This window comes from Synergistaceae bacterium (genome assembly GCA_031272035.1).
Taxonomy (GTDB): domain Bacteria; phylum Synergistota; class Synergistia; order Synergistales; family Aminobacteriaceae; genus JAISSA01.
In genome coordinates this window covers 1-7567 of the sequence record JAISUO010000118.1, presented here as the reverse complement: position 1 = coordinate 7567, position 7567 = coordinate 1, and the positions used below count along the sequence as shown (strand labels likewise).

The window sequence follows — 7567 nt, the reverse complement described above, 5'->3', positions numbered from 1 at the left end:
TACTCCCGCCGAGCCTCCGGGCTCAGGCTCTCGAAGGAGAGATCCCCGTTGAGTCGTTCCATGTCAGTGCAGGATCCCTTCTCTTTCTTTATGTTTCACTGAAAAGGATAGGCTGTCAGTGAGGAGTCTGTCAAGGCGCGAAAGACTTTACTTTCAACTCCAATACTCCAATACGCCAGGGTCAAAAAGGTATCTAAAAGTTATATAGGTACTTTAAAGTACCTATTGTATTTTTGGGTACCGTTTCTCATAATTTATCGTAGAATTCTTTCCATTGTTTTGCAGTGGCTGAAAGCATCGGAATATTTGTTCCTCGATACCTCAAGAAAGAACGACGATCGGTTTTGATTGTATTCGGATGCCCGTCACTTTTGTTTTGAAATGCGATGTATCGTTCCAAAAATTTTTCAGAAATGAGGGATTGCAGTGAATATCGAGTTTACAGAAGAACAGAAAATGCTTCGCAAAGCGATCAGGGAATTCGTAGAGGCCGAAATAGCGCCTCACGCGGCGGAGTGGGACGAAAAAGACTCCTGCCCTGTGGAACTCTTCAAAAAAATGGGAGAACTCGGCATCAACGGTATTTTCGTTCCGGAACAGTACGGCGGAGCGGGCATGGGGTTCACGGCGCGCACCATTTGCCTCGAAGAAATCTCGCGGTACTCCGGCGGGTTAGGAATCGCCATGATGACCCACCATCTGGGCGTATATCCCATTCTTCAGTTTGGGAACGAAGACCAGAAGAAAAAGTACCTTCCCGACCTCTGCTCCGGCGCCACAATCGGCGGTCTCGCCGTCACCGAGCCGGGCGGCGGGTCTGACTTCATGGGACAGAAAGCTCTGGGCGAGAAGAAAGACGACGGCTGGGTCCTCAATGGCCGCAAGTGTTTCATCACCAACTCCCACATCGCCGACGTCAGCGTCGTCACAGTCAAAACCGGCGAGGATGAAAAGGGCCGTTCCAAACTCAGCGCCTTTATCGTGGAAAAAGGCACGAAAGGCTTCGAGCCGGGACGCAAGGAGCACAAACTCGGACTTCGCGGGTCCGTGACCGGCGACGTCGTCCTGACGGACGTCAAAGTGCCGGAGACCGCCCTTCTGGGCAAGGAAGGCGGCGGCGCGAAGATCGGCATGGAGGGCATCGGAGAGGTTGGACGCGCCGGCATGAGCGCCATTTGCGTGGGGATCCTGAGAGGCTGCGTGGAAGAGGCGGTGAAGTTCGCCAATGAGCGAATCGTCGGCGGAAAACCCATCTCCAAACTTCAGGCCATTCAGTTCGAAGTGGCGAAAATCCGTACGGCCTACGAAGCGGCGCGGCTCCTGACCTACAACGCGGCGGGGCTGAAGGACGCGGGGCAGCCCTGCGGCAACGAGTTCGCCATGGCAAAATATTACGCCACGGAAGCGGCGGCCGAGGCCTCCAAGAGACTGATCGACCTGATGGGCGGATACGGCGTCATCAACGAGTACCCCGCCGGACGCTTCCTGCGGGACGCTCTGGCCTCCATCCCCTCCGGCGGCACGTCCCACATCATGCAGGTCATCGTGGCGGCCAACACCTTCAGCGGCTTCCAGGCGTGAGCGCGTCCAAATCGTTCAGAACGACGTGACGAAACATGCCCTATAACAGCGTTGTTTGCGTCAAGCCCGTGCCCGACCCCAAACACTACGACAGGGTCACGATCGATCCCGTAAAAAAGACCATCACACGGGAGGGGATCCCCACAGTGGTCGGGCCGGCGGACAAATGCGCCATTGAGGCGGCTCTGCAGCTCCGTGAACGTTTTGGGGGAACCGTGGCGGTCCTCTCCATGGCCCCGCTCAACGCGGAGGAAATTCTTCGGGAAGTTCTGGCAATGGGAGCGGACGAGGCCTATCTCCTGAGCGACCGAGCCTTTGGAGGAGCGGACACTCTGGCCACGTCCTACACCCTTTTTCAGGGAATCCGGAAAATCGAGGCCGCCGGAAACTTCCGGTTCGATTTCATTTTCTGCGGCAACGAGAGCGCCGACGGAGCCACCGCGCAGGTTTCCTCCCAGCTGGGAGAATGGCTGGGCTGCCCCCACCTCTGGAACGTCTCCGCGTTTGAAGCGAAGGACGACGAGGGATCGTTTTCCCTTAAAACCAAGCTGGAAAACGGCTTTATGGAGTGGAAGGGACGCCCCCCGCTGGTGCTCGGCATCGCCCGGGACCTGAACAAACCCCGTTTCATCTCCGTGATGGGGATCATGAAGGCAAAGAAAAAGCCCCTGACGATCTGGGGACGCGGGGACCTGAACGAGGCGGAGGACACTTATCTGGGCCTGTCGGGCTCCCCCACCCAGGCGGGGGAGATCTTCACCCCGGACATGAAACGCTCCGGGGAGCTTCTGTCGGGCACGCCGGAAGAAATCGTCGGACGCCTCGTGACGATTCTGCGAGCCAACGGCGTCGTTCTGAAAGCGTAAGGTGGAGCCATGAGTGAAAAAATATGGGTTAATGCCGAGGTTTCCGACGGCAAAATCGCCGAGGTCACCTTCGAGCTTCTTTCAAAGGCCAACGAACTGGCGGAGGCACTGGGTGACGGGACGGAGGTCGAGGTCACTCTGCTGGGGGACGGTCTGGAGAGCGAGGCCGGGCGTCTTCTGGAGTGGGGCGCAAAAACGGTTTTGCTGGCGGACGATCCGGCGCTGAAAATGTACTCCCCTCTGACGTACGCTCCTCTGCTGACGAGCTGGGCGACGGCGCGCAAACCGGTGATCTGGCTTTTCGCGGCGACAGCCGTGGGAGCGACGCTGGGGCCCGCCGTGGCCGGACGGCTGAAAACGGGCATGGCCGCCCACTGCGTGGACCTTCTGCTGGACGACCGGAAAAAACTGAAGGCCCTGGTCCCCTCTTTCGGCGGCAAGGTGATCGGGGAGATTCTCTGCCCCGGCCACCTTCCTCAGATGGCCAGCGTAAAACCGGGGATTTTCGTAAAAAAGGCGCCTCTGAAAAAACACACGGACGGCAAAATCGAGAAAGAGGACCTGACTCAATGGAGGCAGAAACTCGACCAGAGCGGACTGGAACCCGTAAGGATCGAGCGCCGGCCGCCGAAGGGCCTGCCCCTCAATGAAGCGGAAGTCGTGGTGTGCGGAGGTTTTGGGGTCGGCACGGACAAAAACTGGAAGCTGCTGGAGGAACTGGCGGAGTCCCTGGGCGGCGCAACGGCCTGCACCCGGCCTCCGGTGGACGAGGGATGGACGGGAGAGTATTGCATGGTGGGAACCAGCGGGCAGAGCATCCGTCCCAAAGTCTACCTGGGGTTCGGCATATCGGGAGCGACGCACCACATCTGCGGCATGAACGAGGCCGGAGTGGTGGTCAGCGTGAACCGCGACGAAGACGCCCCCATTTTTCAGGTGTCAGACTATCGCGTCGTCGCCGACCTCAACGTCATTCTGCCCCTGCTCGTCGAAGCGATAAAGACAAAAAGCTCCTGATCCCGATTTTCAGGCGGACTTGAAGACGATCTCCGCCTGGGGCGCCATGTGCTCGGCGTAAACATAACCCCAGGAACAAATAGCGCTCAAAACGGGTTTTACGGTTTCTCCCAGATCGGTGAGGGAGTATTCCACTTTCGGCGGCACGGTGTCGAACACCTGCCGCCGCACCAGATTGTCGCGCTCCAGTTCCCTGAGAACCTGCGTGAGCATTTTTTGCGTGATGTTCGGCAGACAGCGCCTCAACTCCCCCGTTCGGCGCGACCCCTTCCGCAGGTGGTAGAGCACGAGGGCCTTCCATTTCCCTCCAATGATCTCCAAAGCCAGAGACAGCGGACATTCGTATTCGTAACGTTTCATCGTATCGCTCCCTTTCTTTTTCAGGATTGGGCGGCCCGCCAGCCCTCAAGGGTCTCCAGAACGCGCCGGCCGTAGGCCGCCAGTTTTCGCCGCCCCACTCCGGGAATGGTGAGGAGTTCTTCCTCGTTTGACGGCAGTTTTTCGCAGATGGCGTAAAGCGTGGTGTCCGAAAAAACCACGAAAGGCGGCACTCTCTGCGCCTCGGCCAGCTCCTTCCGGAGACTCCGCAGAACCTCGAACAGCTCTTTTCCTTTTTCATCTGCGGGCGCGTCGTACCGGTCGCGCATTTTTCGGCGCCTGTCGATCCCGTCACTGCGGCTCCGTCGAGGCTCGTGCCTGCGCATCAGGAGCGGTTCCCTGCTCCGCAGAAAAGGCCGGGTCCGGTCGGTGAAGGAGAGAACGGGATACTGGAGATCGCCGCCCGATACCTGCAGATAACCGTCGGCGGTGAGGAAATCCACCATTTCCCGAATTGCGGTTTTGTCGTACTCTTTTAGTAGCCCCCAGGTCGAGATCGTGTCGAACCCCAGAGATTTTATCGCTTCCTTCTGAGAACCATGCAGCACGTCCACGAGCATCGTGTTTCCGAAACGCCGCCCCGACCGTTCCTCCATGCGATAGACGCAGGAGAGAATTTTTTTCGCCTCCGTGGTGATGTCCAGTCGCTCTGTGATGTAAACGCAGTTGCCACAGGCGTTACAGCCGCCGTCGGAGCCCGTTTCGCCAAAATAGCGCAAAATATGGGACCGCAGACACTGCCCTGTGTTGCAGTAGTCGATCATCGACTGGAGTTTTCGATAATCGGTCTTTTTACTTTCGGCGTCCTCCTTCTGCTCGATCAGGTAGCGTATGGTGGCGATGTCGCTGCGGGCGAACAGCAGCAGACACTCGGCGGCGCTTCCGTCGCGCCCCGCCCGGCCCGCTTCCTGATAGTAGCTGTCGATGCTGCCCGGCATGTTGTAGTGGACGACGTACCGCACGTTGGACTTGTCGATCTCCATGCCGAACGCGTTGGTGGCCACCATGACCGGACGGCGGTCGCAGGCGAAGGCGTCCTGATTTCTGCTTCGGGCCGTCTCCGACAGACCAGCGTGGTAGCGGGCGGCAGGGATTCCCTTTGCCACCAGAGCGTCGCAGACGTTCTCCACCGCTTTTCGGGTCGAACAGTAGACGATCCCCGCGGCCCCGGAAAATTTTTCGAGGTAATCCAGGAGAAAGTCCATCTTCTTCGGGGGGCTTTCCACCTGAAAAAACAGGTTTTCCCGATCAAAGCCCGTGGTCAGCACAAAAGGGTCCTTCAACCCCAGCCGAAGGACGATGTCCTCCCGCACCTCAGGGGTGGCCGTGGCTGTGAAGGCCGCCACCGGGGGACGCCGGGAAAGAAGCTCCACAGCGCCGGGAAGTTTCAGGTAGGAAGGCCGGAAATCATGGCCCCACTGGGAAATGCAGTGGGCCTCGTCGATGACGAGCAGGCGCAGGTTCAGCGTGGCGAAAAGCTCCCGAAATCCCAGGTTTTCGAATCTTTCCGGCGCGACGTAAAGCAGTTCGACGCGGCCGTGGCGTACCTCTCCCACAGTTTCCCGCACTTCGTCCCAGTCCATGGCGCTGTGGAGCGCCGCCGCGCGAACACCGTTCTGGAGCAGGGCGTCCACCTGGTCCTTCATCAGAGAAATCAGAGGCGACACCACCACCGACACGCCTCCGAGGGCCAGCGCGGGAATCTGGTAGCACAGCGATTTCCCCGCTCCGGTGGGCATGATGCCCAGAACATCCCGCCCTTCCAGAATATGCCTTATGATTTCATCCTGTCCTTTGCGAAAGGAAGCGTAACCAAAGACTTCCTTCAATATGTCGGCGGGACTTCTCAAATCCGCGGCAGCCTCCCCTGTTCGTTCTCTCTGTCCCCGCTCAGGGGCTCGAACCCGGAAGGCCGAAGGTCCCTTTCGATGGCGGAGCCAAGCGTCTCGCCCGCCCTGTACAACATCGACAGCAGATGATCGCAGCCCGACGGCCCACCGACGATCGCGCCCAGTTTGCCCTTGCTCATGCCCGCGAGCCTCAGCCCCGCAAGGTTTTTGATCAGCGCCATGGTTTTGGTGCAGAGAACGTCCGGATAGAGCGTAAAATTCCCCTCCGCGTCCAGCACGGTTCCCGACCTGTCCGTTCTCAGACGGGCGTTCAGCTGCTGATGGGTATCCCTGAAACCGACGGCGAGACGGTATCCATCGGGTTCATCCTCGACAAGGACGGAGATGACCCGGGTAAAAACGACGCCCTTCCGTCTGGGGAAAAAGCGCTCGCGGGGCTCCCATTCGTCCGCGTTGCTGTAGGACAGGCAGGAATTTTTATACAGCTCCGCAAAACCCCTGTCATAGTCCTGCTCCGACGCGTACCCCAGCTCTCTGAATATAAAACAGTCCGACTGGATGACGCCTCTCACGCACTCCAGAATCAGAGGCCGGCAGGGATGGCCCGCCAGGGGAACCAGGGCCGCGGACAGCTCCGGCCCGGCGTTCAGGTACGCTTTGACGCCCTTCAGCTCCGGAATACGGCCAAACGCATATTTTTCTCCCGGAAGCCGGTATATTTCCCAGCCCGCGTCCCGAATCCGCAGATCGGGAACTCCCACCCGAATCCAGGCGCTGATTTCCCGATCCGGCTCCAAAAGCACGCAATCCGCCCTCAGGGCGTTTTCTCCCTCGTCATGGACACTGAGTACGACATCCGACTGCTCGATCATTCAGGTTTCATCACTCTCGTCATTCCTGATTTGAAACCATTGTATCAGAACCCGTCGGGGATTCTCCAGCGCTTTTCGCGGATTTTCGCCCCTCCAGACGCTCCAGAACGGCGCTGTACTCCAGAGCTTCCGTCTGCTCCCTCAGCCACGAAACCAGCTCTCCCTCATGATCGTAATCGTAACGCTCCAGTTCCCTCAGGGCTTCCTCCATCATCAGAATCTTCATGCGGGCGGCTCCGTCCTTTATTTTTTCCAGGAGGGCGGGGTCCGGTTCGTCGCGTCGTTCCCGAGCGGACGTCGTTTCTTTCGAGAGTCCGGTTTCCTCAAGATTTTTCGCGATGTCCTCCAGCAGACGCCCGATATTTGACAATAATACCTCCAGAGAGTCCACCAGAGGACCGCTTTTTTCCCGAACCTTGCGAAAATCTCCGTCCTTCGCCGCGTTTTCCAGTTCCTCGGCGAGGTCTCCCACTTCCTCCGCGCCGATTCCGCGACTGGCGCCCTTCAGCCCGTGGACGGCTATGGCGTAGTCCTTCAGGCTCGAAAATTCTTCCGCGGGATTTCTCAGCCGCTCCAGAACATGGGGGGTGTGAGTCCAAAAAGAACGCAGAATTTCCACATATTCCGCATCCCCTCCATAACGCAGCACCCCTTCCTCCAGGTCCACGCCCTCCAGCAGGGACAGGGCCGGAAGAAGGTTTTTCAGTTTTTCCATATTTTCCAGATTTTCCAAATTTTTTTCCGGACGCGGAGCCTTTCCGGCGGGTTCGCGGCGGTCCGTCATCCGGCGATCTCCGGTCCGACGCTCTCCCATCCGGCGTTCCCCTGTCCGGCGCTCCTGCATATGACGGGGCCTCACCCACCGGTCCAGCTCCCTGTCCAGCTGCAGGACGTCGATGGGCTTGGAGATGTACGAGTCGAAACCCTTCGAAAGAAACATCTCACGGTTGCCCGAAAGCGCGTTGGCCGTCAGCGCTATCACCGGCACCGTTCGGGCGTACTC

At 58.8% G+C, this 7567-nt stretch carries 7 protein-coding genes; 3 read left to right on the top strand and 4 right to left on the bottom strand.

Features of this window, described 5'->3' with window-relative positions; translation table 11 throughout:
• Positions 1-456 precede the first annotated feature (456 nt).
• From LBR61_13870 to LBR61_13860, 3 genes are read left to right on the top strand one after another with little or no spacing between them, the layout of a single operon-like run.
• Positions 457-1581, top strand: a complete 1125-nt coding sequence (locus LBR61_13870) for an acyl-CoA dehydrogenase family protein (protein MDR1733169.1) — start codon at positions 457-459, stop codon at positions 1579-1581.
• A gap of 35 nt (positions 1582-1616) precedes the next feature.
• Positions 1617-2447, top strand: coding sequence for an electron transfer flavoprotein subunit beta/FixA family protein (locus LBR61_13865; GenBank protein ID MDR1733168.1), 831 nt, complete (start codon positions 1617-1619; stop codon positions 2445-2447).
• A 9-nt stretch (positions 2448-2456) separates the two neighbouring features.
• Complete coding sequence (locus LBR61_13860; GenBank protein ID MDR1733167.1) at positions 2457-3464, top strand: electron transfer flavoprotein subunit alpha/FixB family protein; 1008 nt, start codon at positions 2457-2459, stop codon at positions 3462-3464.
• Between the two features lie 9 nt (positions 3465-3473).
• On the opposite strand, the gene LBR61_13855 is transcribed toward LBR61_13860, so the two are convergent.
• The 4 genes from LBR61_13855 to LBR61_13840 form a co-directional block, all read right to left on the bottom strand.
• Positions 3474-3824, bottom strand: coding sequence for a helix-turn-helix transcriptional regulator (locus tag LBR61_13855; GenBank protein MDR1733166.1), 351 nt, complete (start codon positions 3822-3824; stop codon positions 3474-3476).
• A gap of 20 nt (positions 3825-3844) precedes the next feature.
• Positions 3845-5692: a DNA helicase RecQ gene (gene recQ, locus LBR61_13850; GenBank protein MDR1733165.1), complete on the bottom strand. Its 1848-nt coding sequence runs from the start codon at positions 5690-5692 to the stop codon at positions 3845-3847.
• Complete coding sequence (locus LBR61_13845) at positions 5689-6564, bottom strand: DUF2889 domain-containing protein (protein ID MDR1733164.1); 876 nt, start codon at positions 6562-6564, stop codon at positions 5689-5691. The genes recQ and LBR61_13845 overlap by 4 nt, the downstream gene beginning before the upstream one ends.
• Before the next feature lie 19 nt (positions 6565-6583).
• Positions 6584-7567, bottom strand: a 984-nt coding sequence (locus LBR61_13840) for an Hpt domain-containing protein (GenBank protein MDR1733163.1), incomplete at its 5' end; no start/stop codon positions are given.